Origin of the sequence: Weissella sp. LMG 11983, from assembly GCF_025908495.1 — a bacterium.
Taxonomy (GTDB): Bacteria; Bacillota; Bacilli; order Lactobacillales; family Lactobacillaceae; genus Weissella; species Weissella fermenti.
The window spans coordinates 435,431-455,492 of sequence record NZ_JAOZFD010000001.1; the positions used below are offsets into that span (position 1 = coordinate 435,431).

General features: G+C 41.8%; 20 protein-coding genes. 4 read left to right on the forward strand and 16 right to left on the reverse strand.

Going from position 1 to position 20,062, the window contains the following annotated elements:
• Window positions 1–75: 75 nt before the first annotated feature.
• The 9 genes from cydB to OIT45_RS02310 form a co-directional block, all read right to left on the reverse strand.
• On the reverse strand, window positions 76–1,086 hold the full coding sequence (gene cydB / locus OIT45_RS02270; RefSeq protein ID WP_199404510.1) for a cytochrome d ubiquinol oxidase subunit II: 1,011 nt from the start codon (window positions 1,084–1,086) through the stop codon (window positions 76–78).
• 2 nt (window positions 1,087–1,088) lie between these two features.
• Entirely contained in the window at window positions 1,089–2,561 is a 1,473-nt protein-coding gene (locus OIT45_RS02275; RefSeq protein ID WP_199404511.1) for a cytochrome ubiquinol oxidase subunit I, read from the reverse strand.
• Window positions 2,562–2,753: 192 nt separating this feature from the next.
• Window positions 2,754–3,371 (reverse strand): ECF transporter S component, encoded by a 618-nt coding sequence (locus OIT45_RS02280; RefSeq protein ID WP_135797382.1) that lies wholly within the window; start codon window positions 3,369–3,371, stop codon window positions 2,754–2,756.
• A 224-nt stretch (window positions 3,372–3,595) separates the two neighbouring features.
• Window positions 3,596–4,795, reverse strand: coding sequence for an IS110 family transposase (locus OIT45_RS02285; RefSeq protein WP_199404512.1), 1,200 nt, complete (start codon window positions 4,793–4,795; stop codon window positions 3,596–3,598).
• A 353-nt stretch (window positions 4,796–5,148) separates the two neighbouring features.
• Window positions 5,149–5,511 carry a hypothetical protein gene (locus OIT45_RS02290; protein ID WP_264339815.1) on the reverse strand — a complete coding sequence of 121 codons (363 nt, stop codon included), beginning with the start codon at window positions 5,509–5,511 and terminating at the stop codon, window positions 5,149–5,151.
• On the reverse strand, window positions 5,474–8,674 hold the full coding sequence (locus tag OIT45_RS02295) for an SspB-related isopeptide-forming adhesin (RefSeq protein WP_264339817.1): 3,201 nt from the start codon (window positions 8,672–8,674) through the stop codon (window positions 5,474–5,476). The genes OIT45_RS02290 and OIT45_RS02295 overlap by 38 nt, the downstream gene beginning before the upstream one ends.
• A 29-nt stretch (window positions 8,675–8,703) precedes the next feature.
• Window positions 8,704–10,275 (reverse strand): hypothetical protein, encoded by a 1,572-nt coding sequence (locus OIT45_RS02300; protein ID WP_264339818.1) that lies wholly within the window; start codon window positions 10,273–10,275, stop codon window positions 8,704–8,706.
• A 34-nt stretch (window positions 10,276–10,309) separates the two neighbouring features.
• Window positions 10,310–10,960, reverse strand: coding sequence for a hypothetical protein (locus OIT45_RS02305; RefSeq protein ID WP_264339819.1), 651 nt, complete (start codon window positions 10,958–10,960; stop codon window positions 10,310–10,312).
• Between the two features lie 23 nt (window positions 10,961–10,983).
• The gene (locus OIT45_RS02310; RefSeq protein ID WP_199404515.1) at window positions 10,984–11,355 is read right to left on the reverse strand and encodes a hypothetical protein; all 372 of its coding nucleotides are present in this window, start codon (window positions 11,353–11,355) and stop codon (window positions 10,984–10,986) included.
• A 212-nt stretch (window positions 11,356–11,567) separates the two neighbouring features.
• Here OIT45_RS02310 and OIT45_RS02315 point away from each other — a divergent pair, with 212 nt between their 5' ends.
• The 3 genes from OIT45_RS02315 to OIT45_RS02325 all read left to right on the forward strand — a co-directional run bounded on the left by OIT45_RS02315 (window position 11,568) and on the right by OIT45_RS02325 (window position 14,598).
• Window positions 11,568–11,828 (forward strand): transposase, encoded by a 261-nt coding sequence (locus tag OIT45_RS02315; RefSeq protein WP_264329881.1) that lies wholly within the window; start codon window positions 11,568–11,570, stop codon window positions 11,826–11,828.
• Window positions 11,829–11,830: 2 nt separating this feature from the next.
• Window positions 11,831–12,658: an IS3 family transposase gene (locus OIT45_RS02320; RefSeq protein ID WP_264329882.1), complete on the forward strand. Its 828-nt coding sequence runs from the start codon at window positions 11,831–11,833 to the stop codon at window positions 12,656–12,658.
• A 953-nt stretch (window positions 12,659–13,611) separates the two neighbouring features.
• Window positions 13,612–14,598 (forward strand): hypothetical protein, encoded by a 987-nt coding sequence (locus tag OIT45_RS02325; RefSeq protein WP_199404607.1) that lies wholly within the window; start codon window positions 13,612–13,614, stop codon window positions 14,596–14,598.
• Between the two features lie 212 nt (window positions 14,599–14,810).
• Here OIT45_RS02325 and OIT45_RS02330 read toward each other — a convergent pair whose 3' ends face one another.
• Window positions 14,811–15,524 (reverse strand): hypothetical protein, encoded by a 714-nt coding sequence (locus OIT45_RS02330; RefSeq protein WP_199404606.1) that lies wholly within the window; start codon window positions 15,522–15,524, stop codon window positions 14,811–14,813.
• 339 nt (window positions 15,525–15,863) lie between these two features.
• Between OIT45_RS02330 and OIT45_RS02335 the strand changes: the two genes are divergently transcribed.
• Complete coding sequence (locus OIT45_RS02335; protein ID WP_199404605.1) at window positions 15,864–16,751, forward strand: hypothetical protein; 888 nt, start codon at window positions 15,864–15,866, stop codon at window positions 16,749–16,751.
• Between the two features lie 337 nt (window positions 16,752–17,088).
• On the opposite strand, the gene OIT45_RS02340 is transcribed toward OIT45_RS02335, so the two are convergent.
• Genes OIT45_RS02340 through OIT45_RS02365 form a run of 6 tightly spaced genes read right to left on the reverse strand, consistent with a single transcriptional unit; the run spans window position 17,089 to window position 20,050 of the window.
• Window positions 17,089–17,445, reverse strand: a complete 357-nt coding sequence (locus tag OIT45_RS02340; RefSeq protein WP_264339821.1) for a hypothetical protein — start codon at window positions 17,443–17,445, stop codon at window positions 17,089–17,091.
• 37 nt (window positions 17,446–17,482) lie between these two features.
• Entirely contained in the window at window positions 17,483–17,683 is a 201-nt protein-coding gene (locus OIT45_RS02345) for a hypothetical protein (RefSeq protein WP_264339822.1), read from the reverse strand.
• Entirely contained in the window at window positions 17,676–18,245 is a 570-nt protein-coding gene (locus OIT45_RS02350; protein ID WP_199404602.1) for a hypothetical protein, read from the reverse strand. The genes OIT45_RS02345 and OIT45_RS02350 overlap by 8 nt, the downstream gene beginning before the upstream one ends.
• 9 nt (window positions 18,246–18,254) lie before the next feature.
• Window positions 18,255–18,680, reverse strand: a complete 426-nt coding sequence (locus tag OIT45_RS02355) for a thioredoxin family protein (RefSeq protein ID WP_199404601.1) — start codon at window positions 18,678–18,680, stop codon at window positions 18,255–18,257.
• Window positions 18,681–18,728: 48 nt separating this feature from the next.
• On the reverse strand, window positions 18,729–19,298 hold the full coding sequence (locus OIT45_RS02360; RefSeq protein WP_264339823.1) for a M23 family metallopeptidase: 570 nt from the start codon (window positions 19,296–19,298) through the stop codon (window positions 18,729–18,731).
• On the reverse strand, window positions 19,253–20,050 hold the full coding sequence (locus OIT45_RS02365; RefSeq protein WP_264339825.1) for a phage tail tip lysozyme: 798 nt from the start codon (window positions 20,048–20,050) through the stop codon (window positions 19,253–19,255). Before OIT45_RS02365 ends, OIT45_RS02360 begins: the two co-directional genes overlap by 46 nt.
• Between the last annotated feature and the right edge of the window lie 12 nt (window positions 20,051–20,062).

The window sequence follows — 20,062 nt, forward strand, 5'->3', positions numbered from 1 at the left end:
AATGCCTTTTCTCCATCTAACTAATATGTATAAAGAGGACCAAGCACACACTTGATCCCCTCTGTTTGTTTTATGTTAAGCTGCCTTCTTCACAACAATACGCTTGCGGAAGATATAGAAGCTCCAAATTTGATAAGCCAACACAATTGGCAAAGCCGTGAAGGCAATCATCGTCATCCACTTCAACGTGTATGGTGTCGAAGTCGCGTTCTTCAACAACAATGACATCGCTGGATTGTCACCAACAATGACACGTGGGAACAATCCTGTGAATAGCAACAGCACAACTGAAATAATTGTGAGTCCCAAAGCGATAAATGACCAAACGTTTGAACGCTTCAAGCCAGTTACCCAAGCGATAACCGTCAACAAAACGATGACTGCTAGGAATGCCAATGTAATTAGCGGCTTCTTAGCAAAGAAATCTGTGAAGATAAACAACGTGATTGCAAAAGCAACTTCACCAACCAACAACACTGGGTACAAAACCTTCAATTGTGATTGAATACGGTCGTGCAATTCACCTTCTTCAATTTTTAAGCGTAGGTAATTTAGTCCGTGGATGTATGACAACAACGCAACAGCAACACCACCAACGATTGAGAAAATGTTGAAGTAATCAAAGAACGTCGCTGACATGTCACCAGCCTTGTCCAATGGCATTCCTTGAACGACGTCTGTGAACAAAACGCCGAATAGGAATGGTACAACCAACGCTGCAACAGCTGAGATTGTTGTCCACAAATTACGATACTTTGCCGTACGCATTTGCTCTCGGAACTCGAATGAGACACCTCGGTAAATCAAGCCAATCAGAATTGCGAACAGGATCAAGTAGAACCCTGAAAATAGCGATGCGTACCAGAACGGCATTGCCGCGAACATGGCACCACCGGCCGTAATCAACCAAACTTCATTTCCATCCCAGTGAGGTCCGATTGATTCAATTAGGGCATCTTCTTCATGTTCATTCTTAGCCAAGCCCTTCAAGGCCATCCCGACCCCGAAGTCAAATCCTTCAAGGAAGAAGAATCCTGCAAACAAGATGGCAATCAATACGAACCATAGAATTTGAAATCCTGTCATGATTATGCCTCCTTTCCTGCATCAAATGCTTCAGCTGAGAATGGATCAACATCCTCCGCTTCTGGCTTATCATCAACGCTATCTGGGCCCGCAATCATGACACGGCGCGCCAACATGAACATCAATCCACCTAGCGCAGCAAATGTTGCGAAGTACAAAATATTAGACGTTAACAATGAGGCGAATGACACATTTGGTGACACTGCATCTGCGATTGTTAGCACACCATAAACAACCCATGGTGCACGACCGAGCTCAGTAATCAACCAACCAGCTGTTTGTGCCAAGAATGGTAGGAACATTGATAGTCCGAAAATCCAAAGCGCCCAGCGATACTTCGTAATATCAAGCTTTGACTTCTTACGGACGGCCCACAATGCGACAACAGCCAGCAAACCAAACGCTCCAGCTGATACCGCCATGACACGGAAGGCATAGTAGATGGTGTTGTTTGGCAAGTAATAATTCATATCATGACCAAACTTCACATCATACTTCTCGTGCAATTCCTTATTAATCTCTGTCCATCCCTTATTTTCACCAGTCAATGAGTGATGCGCCAAGATAGACAAGACATACGGAACGTCCAATGACCATTCCACTTCATGTGTCTTTGGGTTAGTGTATGCAACAACCGACCATGGCTCTTGCTTATCCTTGCCACCGACGTTTTCATCCAAACCTTCTGTTGCTGCAAACTTCATTGGTTGATCGTCTTGCAAGTATAGTGAGTGGCGATCACCAGTCAAACCAATACCTGCAGTTCCAATCAACGCTACCACTGCCGCAACCTTAATTGACTTCTTAAAGAAATCTAGGTTGCTGTTTGGCTTACGCAACAATGACCAGGCTGATACACCAATGACCACAAATGATCCAGTCAAGAATGTTCCGAAAATAACGTGTGGGAACTCCAACCACAATTGGTGATTTTGTAGCAAGGCCGGGAAATCGACCAAAACAGCACGGTCGAACTTGTGATCAACCTTGAAACCAACTGGGTTTTGCATAAATGAGTTGGCTGCCAGAATCCACAAAGCTGAAAAAGCTGATCCTAGCGTCGTCAACCAAATGAAGACCAAGTGTAGTTTCTTGTTGAAGCGTTCCCAACCAAACATCCAAAGGCCCAAGAACGTTGATTCCATAAAGAACGCAACCAACGCCTCGACAGCCAAAGCTGGTCCGAAGATATCTCCAACATAACGTGAGTAACGTGACCAATTCATTCCAAATTGGAACTCCTGAATAATACCCGTAACAACTCCAACCGCAAAACTCAATAGGAAAATTTTTCCCCAGAACTTTGCCATACGCTTGTATTGGTCATCCTTTTTGACCACATACATCGTTTCCATGATGGCGACAACTAGTCCCAAACCAATTGACAATGGCACGAAGAAAAAGTGAAAAATCGTTGTCATTGCGAACTGGATTCGGGCCAGGTCCAAAATGGAAAGTCCTTCGATCAAGTTCATAAAACTTGCCTCCTACTGTTCCAAAAAATTATTTGCTTTCCCAAGCTCTTAATAAGTGCTCACTTACTCTTTAATTGTACAGTTCTGGTCCGATTTATGCTACTGATATATTGGGACTTAATACTTTGTTCATAGTATCAACAAAAAAACTGGAACCGACGTAGAGTCAGTTCCAGTTTTTCGGTCTACTATTTAATTTAAGCGCTTCAATACCGTCAATACTGGCATACCAATCAACGGTACCAAGATGGCTGATACAACGATTTCAACCAACCCGTTCACGCCAGCAACACCAAAGATCAACCAGTTAGCCAATCCTGAGGTTGGAATTCCAGTGAACGTCGTGTGCATCACTGAGAAGCCAATCCATGTTGAAAGCAAAACGAAGAATGTGTTCAAGAAAGCTGATAGTCCACCCAAGAAGACGATCCACCCCGTTTGTTGTGCAAGTGAACGATTGCGAACAACGTACCAGTAAATCAATCCAACAATCAGGCCAACCAAAATACGAGGTAACAATGCCGTGATTGGGTTACGGAAGATCATCCCTCCGATGCTGGGCACGTTTGACCATGCCATCCAAAGTGAGTAAGCACCCCAAACGAATCCAAGTAGCGCACCAACACGTGGTCCGAGAACCATGGCCCCGATTGCCACTGTCACACTAATAATTTGAACTTGAACCCCCACACCAGCTGCTGGGGTAATTGACAGCAAGCCCAACCAAGGAACAATTGATTGAACCAAAATAATTGCAATAAACAAAGCCGTAAGTACCAAACGACGCGTCTTGTTTTGTGAATTCATCATAATAAATATCCTCTTTTGTTTCTGTGAGGTTATTATAACAAGGCACTAACTTTCCTGCGGTAAGTCAATCCCCAACTCGAATTATTTTTATGCATTTTGTGTCACAACATACTAAGAAACCACATAAATCAACGCCTTGAAGACACACCAAAACGAGGTCAATCGAATACATTTTTGAACGATGGACCCCTGATTTTGTCAAGTATATTCGTTAAAAAAGCTTATTACTTTAACTCAAATATTTCATTATTCAATACCATATGATGTATCATTCGAACCAGTCTATCCATTCCCCCTATTGCTAGAGCCTTGGGAGCTTTCTTCGCTGGAATTAATAACTGTTTCCTTCGTTGGTACCATCTTGACACTGATGTCTGCTTTCCGTTCTTCTGATCGACTGCAATTACATTTAACAACGCGCGATACAAAATAGATCTGGCATAACTGTTTCCACGCTTAGTAATAACACCTGCCGTTTTTTTCTTACCAGAATCACTGAACTGAAGATCAATACCAACGAATGCATTTACTTTTGCCGGCGTACTGAAACGCCGTAGATCCCCCAGCTCGCCAATTAATTGCACAACTGTAGTCTCTCCGAATCCAGGGATAGATTTTAAGATTTCAAATTCTCTAAGTTCAGCTGCCAAGTTGACCATCTGTTCGATAATCTCCCTTTTCAAGCGCTCCAGTCTCATTAACTCGTCTGACTCGTAAACAACCTTTTCACATACAAAACTATTATCATCTACACTAATGACGCTTTGATTAGCCAACTCCATCATTTGCTTAATTTTTCTGATCCTTGTTTTGTTGGCCACCAAACCTGTCTCATTCTCAAACCTTTGGATTGCCTCTTTGAGAGTCAATTTTTTCAATACCTCAGCATGAGGAAAACAATTCACTAACAACCAGTAATTAAGCCCTTTGCTATCTGTATACAAATTTTCAACTTCTGGAAATGTCTCCTGTATATCGCTTTCCAATCGATTTTCCATTTTGATTTGGTCTGCTACAATCTGCTGATAATACCGTTGCATATGTTGCAATTCGGAATATGTTCGCTCAACCCTCACGGCATACGGTTGAGGTTTTTTAAGTTGTAGAATGGCTAATTTTTTAGCATCAATTCTGTCGTTCTTGGTTGGACGAAGTTCATCCATTAAACGCTTAGCTTTAAGCGGATTAATCATTACGTACTTGATATTCTGCCTATCAAAATAGAAGCACATTCGCCGTGAATAAACTCCAGTTGCCTCGAAAATAATTTCACAACTTTGATGATGAATGATTAAATCGTTCAACTTTTCAAACCCATCGTGTGAATTGGAAAACTGACCTTCCTCCAATAATTCTCCAGTCTCAGTCACGACTGCAAAATTAGATTTCGCCTTGCTAACATCTATTCCAAGTGCCACTCTCATGTTTAACCTCACCAAATACCTGCATTTTTAAAGTTGAAGCAGTTCCATACCATTACATACAATTTCCTACGCACGAACTCTAAGTTCAACATACTTCAAACGAACTTGTTTAGGAATGAAACGACCAGTTTTAGTATCGAACTCGAAGTTCAAAGTTAGGTTTCGGTCTCAATGCTTCAGTTTACATTATGCACCAAATCCAATAATTTCGCCTTACTAGTTGATTTCTTGGTGAGTTATGATGCTTTATTGAATCCGTCAGCATAACATGTAGCATACGAGTAAAAAAGCCGGTACGAAATTTTCGTATCGGCCTTCTTTTTTAAATATTAGCAAATTCAAGTATTAGCTTGTTAGGCCGCGCCTTGGTCCTTGCGACGCTTCAATGCCACACTACCGATTCCAGCAATCAGCATGCCCAGTTCGAGCAATCCCAATGACCATTGAGTCTTTCCATTGGCGGCCGTTTCAGGCAACATTGCAGCTGTAGAAACAGGCGTAGCCGGTTGAATCGTGGCTTGTGGAGCGACCGGTGCAGTCGTCTTCACAGGAGTTATTGGAGTTGTTGGAGTACCAGGGTTATCTGGTGTGTCTGGCGTTCTTGGCGTTTCTGGTGTATCCGGTGTTTCCGGAGTGAATGGTGTGTTCGTGTGAACGATATTCGTTTCATACTCGACATCATTGTAGGTAAAGATCCCCTTGTTCAAGATCGCCATCAGTTGGCTTCAAGCGCTTCACTTGAATCTTAACATCGTACTTTAATCCAGAAGTGGTTACGAGCTGATCCAAGAAAGCCTGTGAGAATTCCCAAGAGAATACGTTCGTGATAATGGTTCCTGCTGGCACAGTCTCACCAGCCTTCCATACCTTACCAGAAGCGTCTGTCACGTCGTGAACAAACGTTTCGTTCTTTTCTAGAACCTTGTTACCGTAAGTAACAGTAACGTACTTTGATAAATCAGTTCCTGCTGGAATGATGCCATTGACCGTCTTGCCATGCAGTTCGTTCCACAGAGCTGTTTGACTAGAATCTGAAGGTTCAGTCGTAAGTTCGATTGGAACGGTGTTAACAAACGTATATTGACCAGCGTACTCATCGAATTCTGTATCAAGAGCATCAAAGCCCCCTGCCTGATACAGTGGCTCACCTAATCCATCCTGTGTCGCAGGAATCTCAGGCGAATGTAAGACGTAGTTAAAGTAGTCCCCGACATTTACAGATTGACCATCAATGGAATGTCCATCAAGATCATCTACGTCTTTTGATGCGCTCATTGGTGGCACATTGTTAGTAACAGTCTCCGTTTGATAGCCGTTACCGAAATCAAATTGGTAGGCGGTGTTCTTATACTCACCTTGGAAAGTATCCTTAACCGTCATCGGCGCGTAAATGTTAATGTCCAAACCTGCCTCAACGTAATCCTTGTAAAATGATGTTGCGTCATCCGGCAAGATAACCGCAAATGCCCCCTTAGGAATGATGTTGTTAGCCTTTAACATGGCTTGAACGTTGGCCGGAGCTTCTGCGACTGATTGGTAAACCGTAGCGGTCAGACCCTTAACGGCGTTACCGTTTGAATCAGTAAACGTCCATGTGCTTGGATCAACGTTAAGGGCTTCCTCAGGGAAATCATCAAGGTACATGAATCCCTTAGCGATTTGATCGTCACTCGATGTAATCCCCTCATATACTGACAAATCCCACAATAGCCCGTAGACGTTTGTGGAACCCGGGAGAACAGTCTTACCGTCGATATTGACTCCTGCAAGGTTCAAATCTTCCTTGTGGGGCTTAGGATCAGGTGTTGAATTCGGCACCTCATTAGACGTGACCTGATAGTCATTAATTGACGTAGTGAACGTGTTAATAAACTGAGCATTATCCTTGGTTGAAGTTGCATCGAGAATAACAGTCGCTGGTTGATATGCGGTAGACATATCTGCGTTCATAAGATCCAAGAGCTTTTGCGTTGCAGTGTAGACAACGGTTTGACCGCCGTCCTTGGTTCCGCCGGACACCTTAACTGTATACAAACCTGACAATCCAGCCTTGTTGAGTGCTTCTTGAGCTTGGGCTTGCGTTGTGTGTACTGAATCCGGCAAGGGATCAGTAATAACATATGACGTGACATTATCGGTACGGTGTGCAGGCAACGCATCATTACCTAATGCATAATGAATTGTTGATCCCTTTGGAATTAGCTTACCGGAATCAGAAATATTGTCCCCGTTAACATCATCATCCTTGTTGTTTTGCGGTTTAACCGTCAAGTCAACAAGTTGGTAGTCAGCCTGCAAATCCTCGGCCTTGATAGGCTTTGTAGTTGATTCAACAATGTATGTTGTACCAGCTAGATGCGGCTTATCTGGAGCCTTAGCGTGTGGTGTCATTGGTGTAACGTTTGGCGACGTTGTCGCATTACCAAAAATCGTTACATTGGTACCAATGTCCACGTTATCTTTGTTGACGTAAGCGTGGATTTGAACTTGATTGGTCCAATCAAACCAGTGCACAACGTCGTTTTTTGACTCAGTATTACCATCAATACCGCCAGGCCCTGAAACAGGACCGTAATCAACTGATCCATTAGCCGTTGTAATCGTCACGTGCTGTTCAATCGGCCCCGCATTTGGGCCGGTCGGCGTATCCATATCACCGACAGTTACCGGTACAATATAGAAACCACCGTCTCCAAACGTGAATGTATCATCACTAACATTGTCGTGTGCGTGACCGCTTCCAGCAGTATAGACTGAATCGTCTGGAGTACCACCGACTAGTGCACCTAGATAGGCACCCCCAGCAATGTGATTAATCGGAATCCAATTGCCATCCATAGTTTGAGCGCCCTTTTGAGCGTCAATCGCTACGATGACACGGGACTTCACCCACGCTAAATCTTCGTCCGTCTTGATACCAATGAAAGTAATGTCGCCCGTTTGTTGGTTAATGACAACCGAGATACCATTGTGACCGGTATCAATTGTCTTACCGCCATTATTTTGCGCCTCTTGTACTTGCTTGGCATTTTCAGCATCAATAGCAGCATTCTCAGCGGCTACACTGTTTGAGGCTGCTACGTAGGAATCAACGGCGCTGTTAATTGCACTGGCATCATTCGCCGTTTGGTTAGGGGCAGAGCTAACAGCGCTTTGATAGATATCAACATTTTCAGAATTTGTCTTGGTGATATCGGCAGCGTCTGAATTTCCAGGTGCCGCATAAGATGGGCTTACTGTTTCCTGATTGATATCCACTGTAAGGCCCGCTTCAGATGCCTTGTTGGCAGCATCAGACAGAGCTTGATTTGCGTTATCAATAGCTGATGAACCGGCACTGGATGCCGCATTACTTGCTGATACTGCTGAACTATATGCGTTGTTGTTTGCAATCTGTGATGATGTCACAGCAGACAATGAACTGGTTTGATCCGCATAACTTGAAGCAATTTCAGATTCAGCTTGGTTTGCCTCTGAAATTCCTGTTGCACTTGAAGATACAGCAGGCTTTTCAGTTACAACAACGCCGGCAGAGGAAGCGGCTGCAACTTGAGAATCAAGTTCATCGTGCGGTACTTCAACCGAAATGCCATCTGACGTTGATGAGCCTTCAGTGCCAGAAGACGTTGAGGCTTCACCTGCCGTTTGTGTCGCATCTGCGCTTGTTGTGGTTACTACCGAATCCGCACTAACATGCAATGTACCGATGGACATAACTCCGACTGCAGCTACCACAGCTCCTGCAGCAGCCGTAACCCATCGGCCATTACTCTTGTATGCTTTATACGTGCGACTTTGTGCGTAACGGGCGTTACGCGCTAGACGCTTCGCTTGTGAGCGTGAAATCTTGGTGCTAGTTGCATCAGTTTTGTTACTCATATCTTCTCCTACTTTCAATTAATAATGCTTTATTTTGTTTGTTGGTTATCAACGTTTCCAGATTGATTTTGTCCATTTACAGGAACTGCACCTGTAGTGGTTGTTTGCGTCACCTGGGACGCAGTAGTTGCCGCTGACTGTTGTGTCTGAGAGTCAGTAGCTTGCTGGCTAGTTCCTTGATTCATGTTGGAAGATGCGCTTTGTTCTTTCTTCTCCAAAGCAACAATCTTCTTTTCCAACACTGCACGAGCTTGCTTATTTGAATCGTTTAATTTCTTCAAATCCTCTTGATGATCAGATTCAAGTTGTTGGGTGTAATACCAACCACCTGCCCCTGCACTCCCTAACGCTACTGTTGCGACTAAACCAACAAATGCGTTGCGCCATCCGTTTGACTTTTTCGGTTGGTTTCGTTGCTCCACTAGTGCTAATAATTTTTGAAGATCATCTAAGTTTGACTGCTGTGAGTCTTTGTTAAGTAATGCTTCAGGAATAGATGCCAACACTTCACTTGATGCTTTAGCAGCATCTTGAAGGTGCTTGACTGTGTCATCAGCAGTCGCTTTAGATTCGTTTGCTACGTCCAATTGATCTTTCAATTTTGCAATTTCCTCATCCTTTTTTGACAGTTCCTTAGTATGGTTTGCAATCATTTGGCGTTGTGAATTTCGAAGAGATTCATTCTTTTGTTCTATGTCCTGAACTTCCTCACGGTTGGTATACGCCTCATCTGCTTTCTGCTTCGCGTTCAGGGCTTCCTGATGTTCCTTAACCAATGCACTTCGCTTGTCCGTTAGTTGCTTAGTTAGGTCTTCGAAAGCTGCCTTCATTTCGTTAGAAGCTTGAGCATATTTTTCGTTGATAAATTGGCGAATCTTAGCTGAAACCTGGATGTCGAAATTCTCCACGAACTCAGCAATTTCTTTGTCCTGGTTATCACGCCACTCGGACTGTCGGACTGGGAGCAGGTTATTAAATTCAGCTTCTTTTTCGTTTTTGTTAGTTAGCGCTAAATTAGATAAGCTGTTTTGATAATTTGATTCAATTCGAGCTAACTCTTCATCGTGACGCCTGTTTTCAGCTTCAATAGCTGCAACTTTACTACTTTCTGCTTGGTTACTGGCGTCAATTAGCTTTTGATCATACTTCTTAGTTAAATCACGATTTAGCTTTTGAGCAATTAATTCGCTTCCATCCACGGACTTTAAATCATTAATCTTATTCGATCGTTGAGTCTCAGCTCGTTGCAATGTCTGGCTAGCTGAAGCCTTAATTGCGTCCGTGAATGCCTTACCAGTTTCTTTCAAGAAGGTATTGGCCTGATTCATCTCTGCGTTTAGAGCGGCAGCTACGTAGTTGTCTTGCTCAGGACTTCCAACTGTCCCGACGTTTTCATTAAGTTTGAATTGCGGAACGTTGATTTGAATACCATTAAGTAGTTGGTAAGCGCTCAAAGAACGTTCATGACTGACTTGCTTTGGAACGAACCCAGATTTTGGTTTCTTTAATTCAGCATGATTTGTATCTTCGCTACCTGCACTGGCCACCGTACTTGCTTGTGCAGAATTAAATGATGCTGCCTTGCTTAGTGAATTGGCCAATGATGGACTTGCTACAGATTCAGAACTTGGGGCGCTACTTGATGAAGGTGCGTGCCCCTGTTTCTGAGATTTCTGCACTGGTACGCTTATTGGTATCAGACTTAGGTTCCTTTTGGATGAATTTTTGACTGACTAGCTTCAATGGCACGTTTTGTCGGACGGCTGTATCGTAGTCGGTTTCTGTTGGCACGTTTGGCAAGTCATCATCTGCCATTTGTGCATATTTCTTTGCGGCTTCGATAAATTCATTGGTACCGTTAGCTAATTCTGAAAATGTAATTTCGTCATTCATCCTGGTTGACTGGCTGTTAAAGATTGACTTCAGTGTTTCCACTACGAAGTTTTCAGAACCAACCGAAATAATGGCATCTGTCCACTCAAGACCAGTCTCAACTACTTTGCCTGACTCCGAATCAATCTTCAGGAACTCAATTGTTCCTAAGGGAAAAGGTTTACCAGTTTGATTCACGATATCGTTCTTAATGGATTCTGTTAACTGATTCAAATTGGTTAGGGAAATATCTGGAAATGAATCAATCAAGCCATCCAATTTGTTCACGATATCGGATACAATCTCGTCAGCATCCGGATCAAAGACATCGTTTGCAAACCTTCCAAAATAATTGTCCCCCACAGTAGTTGAAGGATTACGATTAAGAAAAGTCTTTTTCTTCTTACCCCACATTATCTAGCCCTCTGTTCTTTAAATTAAAATGGCCACTGCCATGTCATACTTCCACCGGCGCCGTTCATCACACCGATAATCCAGCCAATGAAAGCCCCCAGCATAAGCATTCCAACAATTGCACCAATTCCAACAAGAATTCGTTTTGTACCCATTTGAGATAATAGTTGGATTCCTGATGCGTGCATCAAAATACCAATTGCAGCACCGAGGACACCGGCCACGATGACACCAATAGTGATGTAATTCATCATTGAGCCACCGGCGTTTTTAGTTACATCGGTCAAGTCTGACGCAGATGCCACGACTGGTGCGAGTAACGCGGTTGTTGAAACTCCAATTGAAGCTGATAGCTTCTGCCAATTATTTGCGATTGCTGTTTGCATAGCTTTCATCGCAATACCTCCTGGAAAATACGTATTTGTCCTAAGGACACCTTTAATATTAGCGATGAGAAAGGGGCAAAATAAAAAATGGCGGAAATGAAAAAACACCACTGTTTGCAGCCAAATTGTGGTGTTTAAATCTTTATTTGCTCTTATGATGATGAGATTCCGGACTAGTTTTTCTAGTTTGGTAAAATATCATCATAGGAGCATTTTTATTTATGGTTACACGTTATGAAGAGGACTTTAAAAAGTCCATCGTGGAGATGGTTAAAGCGGGCCGTCGGCCCGATGAATTATCCAAGGAATACGGTCCTTCAGCCGATTCAATTCGGAATTGGGTCAAAAAATATGCGCCTGTAGAAGTGAATGGCGAATCAATATCAGCTGATGAATTGAAGAAGTTGCGTAAGGAAAACGCAATTTTGAAAGAAGAGCTCGAAATTTTAAAACGTGCGGCGGTGTTGCTGACAAAACATTAGTTTTGCGCGGTAGAAGTGTTGTTTTGCCAATTATCCACAAAAATTTGGTACAGGGACACCGCATCACACGCGTTCTGAGTGCTTTGAAAATTCCAATGTCCACTTACTCTGACGGGCTCCATTGGGAGCCGAGCGCACAAGAAATACAACACAACAAATTGAGAATTGCCGTCGAATCAATTTACACAGCCAATAAAGGCATTTATGGTTATCGACGAATTGCTAAAACCATGCGCGACTTATTCAAACTAGCAATCAGCGACCGCTTTGTATGGCAATTGACGAGTGAAGCTGGCTTGAAATCGCGTATGCAAAAGCGATATAACAAGCCTACAACAGTCAATGACAAAGATCAGATGCCGAATCTGATTATCAATCTGGATGACCTAAGTGGCGTAATTACAACTGACATTACGTATATCCAGTTGACCGATAAGACATGGGTTTACATGGCTAGTGCATATGATCCGGAAGACCGTAAGGTGCTGTCGTATCGAATCGCAGATACAATGACAGCTCAACTAGCAACCTCAGTAATCGTTAAGGCGCTAAGACGAGGTGAAAAACCACTGTATGTGCATAGCGATATGGGAAGCCAGTATACCAGCGAATTGTTTGAAAATACACTGGAGTCCATAGGTATTAGGCACTCTTACTCCCGTAAAGGGCACCCTTACGATAATGCCCGCATCGAAAGTTTTCACTCGTTACTCAAGCGGGAGCTGATCTACCAACAGGATTTCGAGAGTATCGCTGATGTGCAAGCCGCTGTTGGATGGTACGTCAACTGGTATAACAACAATCGTATATCACTCCGTGATACCGCCTAGACCAATTTCTAGATGACATAAACACGATTATACAAAGTTGCCTATACACCTGCTTTTACAAGCACTGACTTTGTGAAGTCCAAAAATCACTCTGATCAGTGCTTATTTGCTATACCCTCAGACTTGTGAAATTCAACAAAATCCAAACTAGACCACCGTAATTACAGAGTCTCCGGCAGACACAGGGAGAAAACACTTGGCCCCATTAAAAAATGACCCAAAATCTGTACGAAATCAGGCCATTGTGAAAAATTTTCGGGGTACGATCTCTAACGGGCTCGAAAAAGAGGTCCGGAGTATTGACATCAGAGCCGTGGTTAAATCAATTGTCACATCTGAAAGGTTTAGCCGTTCGAGCATACCTAGCAAGTTTTGAAAATCCCAACCTTGTAGCCAAAGTAGGCTCAGAGCCATGGCGTTCACATCGCGCTTATTGGTATGCCGTTGCCGACCTGGAAAAGAGCCTAGAAAGATGCGCTCAACTTCCTTTCGGGTCATGCCTTGGGCGTTAGTAGCTAAGATTTGGTTCTGTTCATCTTTAGAATATTCTTTGTGAAAATTGACCATATTTTTGGTCAACTCTTATTCAGCGATTTCTTCTTGTTTTTCGGCTTTCTTTTTACGCATAATTTGTTTTCATCCATATTATTTGATGTAACAAGCATAAAAAGAATTTTATTTAAATTTTGAGGATTGGCGGAAATGAAAAAACCACCCAACGCTATTACGTTAGGTGGTCTTGCTCAATATTGCACTCACAATTACTGGGCGGTACAATGTGTTTATCTATAACAAAAACAACTCGAACTCCTGTCTTAGATTGGCGTCTGGATAGTACGAGTTGGGCTATAACATACTTGATTGTGCAATAATGCTACCAACATTGTACCTCTCAATCAAGATTTCTTGGCTTGCTCCAACTCACAGTTCGTGTGGATTGGAGCGTATTTTTTATGGACTTTGCTATTTATACCGGAGCTAATCCAGCATATATTGCTGTGGCTACAAAAATTTGGAATATGCATCAAAACAATAATCAGTTATTCAACGATACACATCAATTTATTTGTCCTGAATGCGGTGTAAAATTGCTCCTAGTTGGGCTGTATAATGCCGCACCCAAAAGAGTTTATTTTAAAACTTTTCCAGGAGCTGATAACGACCACAAGTTCGGATGCCAAGCTTATCTAGCCAAATACCTCAAAGCATATAATAAAGTCAAAAAGGAAGTACGTCATGAAGATGGAGTACTCACGTCTACGGATGACAGTTTAAGTTTTAAACAGCAGCCTTTTGTGGATATTAAGTCAAAATCGGATAATTCAACGTCAAATGATAAATCCGATAAATCAAAGAATTTAAAGGAACGCAACAAAAATGTATCGCTTCAAGAATATCATTCACGAGCGAACTCAATTTTTACGTTAAATGCTTTGTCTGTATTCATCGAGGACGATATTGAAGCAAAAATTGATTGGCACAGCCACCCTGTCAAATCGGTAGAGTGGTTACCTTATGACAAGAACAATCATATTAGAAATGGTGTGCAAGGTATTGAATTAAAAAATACCACCTTCGGCGACTTCGTAATTGATATGCAGTTGCAAGAAAAAATTCCAGTGGATCAAGTCCGTGTCTTTAGAGGTATGGCAACTGTGCATCAAACCGTTTGGAACGGCTTTAATATGTATGAATTCCGGTTTGGCAGCAACGTTAAGGTCCGTTTTGGTGTACAAAGGCTTTCGGGAATGAGAAATATTGAAAAGGTCCGTAAGTCCGCTAAAACCGGAGAACAATTGCTCGTTCTTCTTGCGGGGCATTTTTATCAAAAAAGCGTTGATAATCCAATGCTTGTTTTTGTACCAAGAACTCAAAAAAGGTCTGATTTTATTGTAATTCCCGACCAAGTTATTTCTACACACACTAATTATCGTCATTAATTGAATTCCATCTTTGTGAGGCAAAAAGTCCCTGTCAGCTACTCCACTTCGAGTCTAATTTCAGTTAACCAAAGAAGGTAGGTCAATATGAAAATTTGGTTTTATGCGTGGTCCGAGACTTAATATCTGTAGCTTTATATCACGCTTTTTAATTTGGAAATAGTCCGTTGCTTTCAGGAACGGACTATTTTTTGCTTAAAACGAATAATCATTTAGTAAATAGTTTTAGCCTGTCTTGGGATTGCGACAGCATGCTCATTCTCCCAGTCTTTCCACGGAGTTGAATTGGCGTCACGATTAAGCTTCAATAACTTATTTCTCCAAGCATCAATAAGTCGCTTATCATCGCCCACTAATAAATCATGATCCGAGTTTAAGACAAATTCAGTTTTTGACGTATAGCCAGGTTTGCCTGAGCCCATTGGGTTGGCATATATGTTGTGTGCCTTGAATTGATTGTCTTTTAGTTCCCAAAAAGTCATAATGGGGAACTTACTAAACGAATACTCTTCGAATAATGTCATGTACCCAACCCTCTCCAAAGACAACGTGATGAAGATAGTCGCAGCAAAACCCAGTAGTAAGGTGCAAGACACTATGTTGCTGAAGGTGTTCTGAAGATTTTGAATATCCCTGTTGAAATAAGTGGCAATGATTACAGTTGGCATAAATATGTACATCGTACACTTAATCCAGTATGTCAAGAAAGCCAACAAAAATTTAATCAGGGATAGAAATGCAACTATCGCACTTTTTACCAACCAAAACAGTGCAATTAGAATCAGGTTGGGCTGATTTTTAATCATGAACATCAAGTTGGAGATTCTGTCCTTGATACGTGGACTCAATGGCGTGGCTGGCAATTCAGTTGTGTAATAGCGTAGAGTAACAGCTTCCACTTCGTACGCGTTTTTTTGTTCAATCAATGTTCGTTCCTCCTCTTTTGAACTATGAAAATAACGACTAGTTTTACTCATTTTAGGATGCCTAATTGGTCATGGTTCAAAATGGCGGAATTGAAAAATCCACCCAACGCAATTGCGCTAGGTGGATTTGCCTAACATTGTACTTGTAAATAGTACGCGATACAATGTGCTTATCTAAAACAAAAACAACTCGAACCGCTGTTATAGATTGGCGTCTCGACAGTAAGAGTTGGACTATAACCTCACTTGATTACGCGACAATACTACCAAAAATGGCACTCATAATCAAGATTATTTGGCTTGCTCCAACTCACCGTTCGTGTGGATTGGAGCATATTTATGTTTGACAGTGTTTCTCAGAAAATAGTTTATACTATAACTAAACGTAGAAGATTTTTTGGAATAGAAATCTGGGCTTGGATATTTTTAATCACTAACGGCATATATTTCAATGTGTTTAAACTCGGCCTGTTACTAAAATTGATACCAAAATCGTGGCTAACAGTGTTGCATAGCCTACTCTTAATCATTGAGAGCATTTCAAACGCGTGGATTATCATATTTGTTGGCTTATTAATTATCTGGGCGGCGTACTGGAGATTTGAGAAAAGTACTACAATGCTGGACTATCTGGGTGTTAATCAGCATGCCCTTCATAATGGCATCAAATATACTGATGGCACAGAGGAACACTTTAATAGTTTCTTGGTAGCCCAGCGTGCGTTAAATTTCATAACTTATGACTACATGCGGCTTTTCATTATGCTATTTTTTCTTCATGTATCAGTGAATGATTCTCAACATTTTTTTATTGTCCCGGGGTCTGGAATTTCTCTTTACAGTTTTAACGTAGCGCTACACGGATTTTTTTACCTTATCACATGGATTTACACTGGTTGGCAAATACTTAAAGTTTTAATTTCGATTAGGTACGAGACTACCATTAATGTACTTAATCAAACTCAATACTGGGAATATACCCAGTTAGCCCAAAAAAACACTGAGGATGGCAATTCTTGTATCACGTTGGCAAAGGACAATTATTCCACCGGTTCTTATAAATATATAATCACTCGTGTGGAGAAACGAATTTATCCAGAGCAAATGAATCGCGACCAATTTACGCATCCGCAATATGAAAAGCACATTCTATATCACATTGTGGATCATTACGATAATTTAACTGATGCAAAAGCTGCATACGAGTTACTTGCGAATAGTGATTGATGAGCGCACAGGAATTATAAAATTCGCAAAAACAGCGAAAATAAGTGAAATAATAAAAAGTAAGTTTAGCAAAAATGTTCTAAGGCTTGGAATTGCAGCAGCTAAAACAAGTATCAAAAGCTGTGTGCTAGTTCCCAAACGGATAATATGCATAGCATTTTTTTCGAGAAATTTATTTACAATCATTTTATTTGCCTCTCAGTCATTCATTTCATGCGAATAATATTTTATAAATTCAATAGAGAACGTGGATTAACGCCACTAGTTTAGAACGAATTACGCTTATTTTAACTAAATGACGGAAATGAAAAGTCCGCCCTAATCGGATGGACTTTTCTTAGTTATTCGCCGAATTTTGACTAATGTTATATTGACCAACGTATTTAATTTCGCTGAACTTATTTTGATCTGTGTCGTAGGTGGCATCATATACAACATAGCCATCTTGTGGTTGCTTATCGGTGTGCCAGCTTGAATATTGCACAAATACTTGACCGCTTACGGAAGGTTGATCCATTGGCGTTGTTGGAAAGAACTGTGAGTCCACATAGCTCATGTTTAACTGCAAATGTTCCACCCGCTTGTCAGGATCAAGTTGAAACCCATCGTTACTCTTATAAGCGTCATCCGTTAAATACGCCTTAACATGGCTTTTGCGGGCGTTATAGTCTGCTTGGGAATGATATGTGGTCATAGCTGAGAAAACCGTTGTAGTAGCGCTATTTAGCTTGTTAAGCATTGGATTTTGGGATCAGTGCCTTGACAAGCTTTTTCTTATTCTGCGCTTGCTGAGCGTGAACATCATTAACGGCTGACTTGGTAATGACCAAGTTTGCCGCACCTAAACCAGCAACGCCTATCGCAATAATCAGAACAACCATTCGGATAATTGCCGGGAGAATATGATTTTTAGACTTATTAGACTTAACCATTCTGTTGACCCACCTTTCCTAGCATAATACTGGTTACCCTATAACTTTTATCCATTTTCGACAGCGTAAGGTGAACATCGTATGTTTGTGCTTGTGATTGATCACCAGCAGATTGGTGAATAGTTACTTGCCCCCATCCGTCGATAGCGCCGTTGTGAGAACTATACGACAAGTTCAACTCAGAATATGAAAATGTCATGCCACCTTCAGGCCCCATAAACGTTGATGCTAATACGTCATAGGTTTGCGGTGTACTGTACTTCAAATCATTAGTTGGAGCATTGCCACTCGGATTCTTTTGGGCGAATTTTTGAGTTTCGTCAAAATAATGCTTGGTAGCTGAGTCGTAAGAACTGGTATCTAAGCTTTGATCCGCTGGAGTGGATTTCGCTTCATCAGCTTGTTTTAGGAGTTTTGCGGCTTGGCGTTTGGAATCCGTAATGTCACTGCTCAGCTTTTGCGCTTGAGAGAACCAGTTTAATCCAGTTAGTACTAAAACTAGACTTACGAGGCCCGTGATAATGTTAGCCCATGGAACGGACCGATTATGTTGCTGTGCCATAATATTTCCTCACTTTTGAATTGCATTAAACAGCTTATTAATCTCGGGTAAATTTGTCCCAGTATAACTTGCCACAAACTGATTGCCCCGCATCTGAACAAACGTTGGGGTGTGTTCAATATCGAACTTCGTCATCAAATCTTTTGTTTGATTATCAGAGTGTGCTGCATTAACAACGACATACCGTTGGTTGCTAGCTTTCAAGGAACGAACCACTTGTTTTTTAACAGATTCACATGCAGCACATCCAGTCCGATGAAACACAATAACGTAATCATTATTTTGGTTTGCCATTTTTTGGACGGCTGCGGCTGGATTGGACGTATCTGGGTAAGCCTGGCTTGTATGCCAAGCTACTAGACCAACAATTGTGGCCAGAAAAACAACACCTGCTATCATCCATCTCAAAGTACTTGTGTTTACTTGTTTAGTCATATAATGCATCTCCTTTGTGTATGTATGCCCGGGTGCCCGGACGAAAAATCAGTTTTGTGTTGGTCCAATTAGCGGATTATCACCTTTGTCTGAAGAAGTTTTAAAAATCTTGTCACTTGATACAACAGTATTAGAATCTGGTACCATCAACTCTTTGGGTAGATCCTTTAAATAAGTACCTGGACTAACAATGCCGTCCGCATGTGGCCCAAAGCTTGTTGTCTTCGTATTTAGACCAAAGTGAACGTGAATACCAGTTGCTTCACCAGTTTGCCCCTCGTGAGAGATGTGTTGACCTTTCTTAACTTGATCACCGACGTTAACAACGATGGCTTCAAGTGTTGGCGCGTGCCCGTAATAAGCGTATGATCCATCTAAGTTTTTAATGATTACGTAATTTCCACCAACCACACTTGATGCTTTTTGTACAACTACACCGTCTGATACGGAATATACGTAACTTTCTGGGCCATCCGTGGTGTGAGTAACTGTTTGAAAATCAACACCGTAGTGTTCAGCTCCCGTTTGTCCATCATAGTTTGGATAACCACCCGTAATTCGATATTCACCTGTTACAGGTAACCCTGAAGTTGCACCGCTAACGGATGATGAACACAAGGATAAATCTGAATTAGCCCCGCCATTTGCAAATCATTACCTGCCGCGGTTAATGCGTTACTGTTACCCAAATCAATGTGTCCATCAAAGTTAAGGTTAAAGACTTTTTGAATCTCCAACGCCGTAGCTTTAGTTTGAGCTACTTTTCGTTGAGGGTCATTCTTACCAACACCCTCAAAGTAAACGTCCCAAGCCTCTAATGAACCATCAAGGTCAGCATCTTTCATGGCATTCAGGGTAGCGATATGCGTGGTTTGTAGTTCTTTGACTGCCAAGCCAATTTGCCCTTCCACAGTGTCTTCAGTATTACCGTAGCGATTTCCGTTAATTCCCCCCGTTCCCCACTGGTAAATACCTTTAACCGCCCCCGAAGGATTAACAGCTGCCGGATTAAAGTTTGATTCACGTAACCCGATGGCCAATGCGGCAGCAATGTTATTGCCACTCATACCCAAGTTTTTGAATTGATCGATTGTGTATGCCATAGCTTTGTGTGTTGCAGAATTTGCGTCTTTCCAGTCACCACCAATTGCGTTCTCAGTTGAAGGTGCATTCGAAGTAAAACAGGATTGTTGCTGCAAACTTGCTATGATCGCCATAAACAGAAAAAATCCCAGTAATGCAACTAAAATCGGTCCAACAATTGCCGTCACCCAGCCAGCATATTTTTTTAAACGCTTTAGATTTTTGATTGTTTGATAACCACGATTTGCTGACTGCAACGTATCATCTATAGTTTGGTCAGTATCCATTGTTATCTCCTT

Coding starts and splice junctions, on each gene's coding strand:
- cydB (WP_199404510.1), bottom strand. CDS start 1,086: ATGACAGGATTTCAAATTCTATGGTTCGTATTGATTGCCATCTTGTTT.
- OIT45_RS02275 (WP_199404511.1), bottom strand. CDS start 2,561: ATGAACTTGATCGAAGGACTTTCCATTTTGGACCTGGCCCGAATCCAG.
- OIT45_RS02280 (WP_135797382.1), bottom strand. CDS start 3,371: ATGATGAATTCACAAAACAAGACGCGTCGTTTGGTACTTACGGCTTTG.
- OIT45_RS02285 (WP_199404512.1), bottom strand. CDS start 4,795: ATGAGAGTGGCACTTGGAATAGATGTTAGCAAGGCGAAATCTAATTTT.
- OIT45_RS02290 (WP_264339815.1), bottom strand. CDS start 5,511: ATGGCGATCTTGAACAAGGGGATCTTTACCTACAATGATGTCGAGTAT.
- OIT45_RS02295 (WP_264339817.1), bottom strand. CDS start 8,674: ATGAGTAACAAAACTGATGCAACTAGCACCAAGATTTCACGCTCACAA.
- OIT45_RS02305 (WP_264339819.1), bottom strand. CDS start 10,960: ATGTGGGGTAAGAAGAAAAAGACTTTTCTTAATCGTAATCCTTCAACT.
- OIT45_RS02310 (WP_199404515.1), bottom strand. CDS start 11,355: ATGAAAGCTATGCAAACAGCAATCGCAAATAATTGGCAGAAGCTATCA.
- OIT45_RS02315 (WP_264329881.1), top strand. CDS start 11,568: ATGGTTACACGTTATGAAGAGGACTTTAAAAAGTCCATCGTGGAGATG.
- OIT45_RS02325 (WP_199404607.1), top strand. CDS start 13,612: ATGGACTTTGCTATTTATACCGGAGCTAATCCAGCATATATTGCTGTG.
- OIT45_RS02335 (WP_199404605.1), top strand. CDS start 15,864: ATGTTTGACAGTGTTTCTCAGAAAATAGTTTATACTATAACTAAACGT.
- OIT45_RS02340 (WP_264339821.1), bottom strand. CDS start 17,445: ATGACCACATATCATTCCCAAGCAGACTATAACGCCCGCAAAAGCCAT.
- OIT45_RS02345 (WP_264339822.1), bottom strand. CDS start 17,683: ATGGTTAAGTCTAATAAGTCTAAAAATCATATTCTCCCGGCAATTATC.
- OIT45_RS02350 (WP_199404602.1), bottom strand. CDS start 18,245: ATGGCACAGCAACATAATCGGTCCGTTCCATGGGCTAACATTATCACG.
- OIT45_RS02355 (WP_199404601.1), bottom strand. CDS start 18,680: ATGACTAAACAAGTAAACACAAGTACTTTGAGATGGATGATAGCAGGT.
- OIT45_RS02365 (WP_264339825.1), bottom strand. CDS start 20,050: ATGGATACTGACCAAACTATAGATGATACGTTGCAGTCAGCAAATCGT.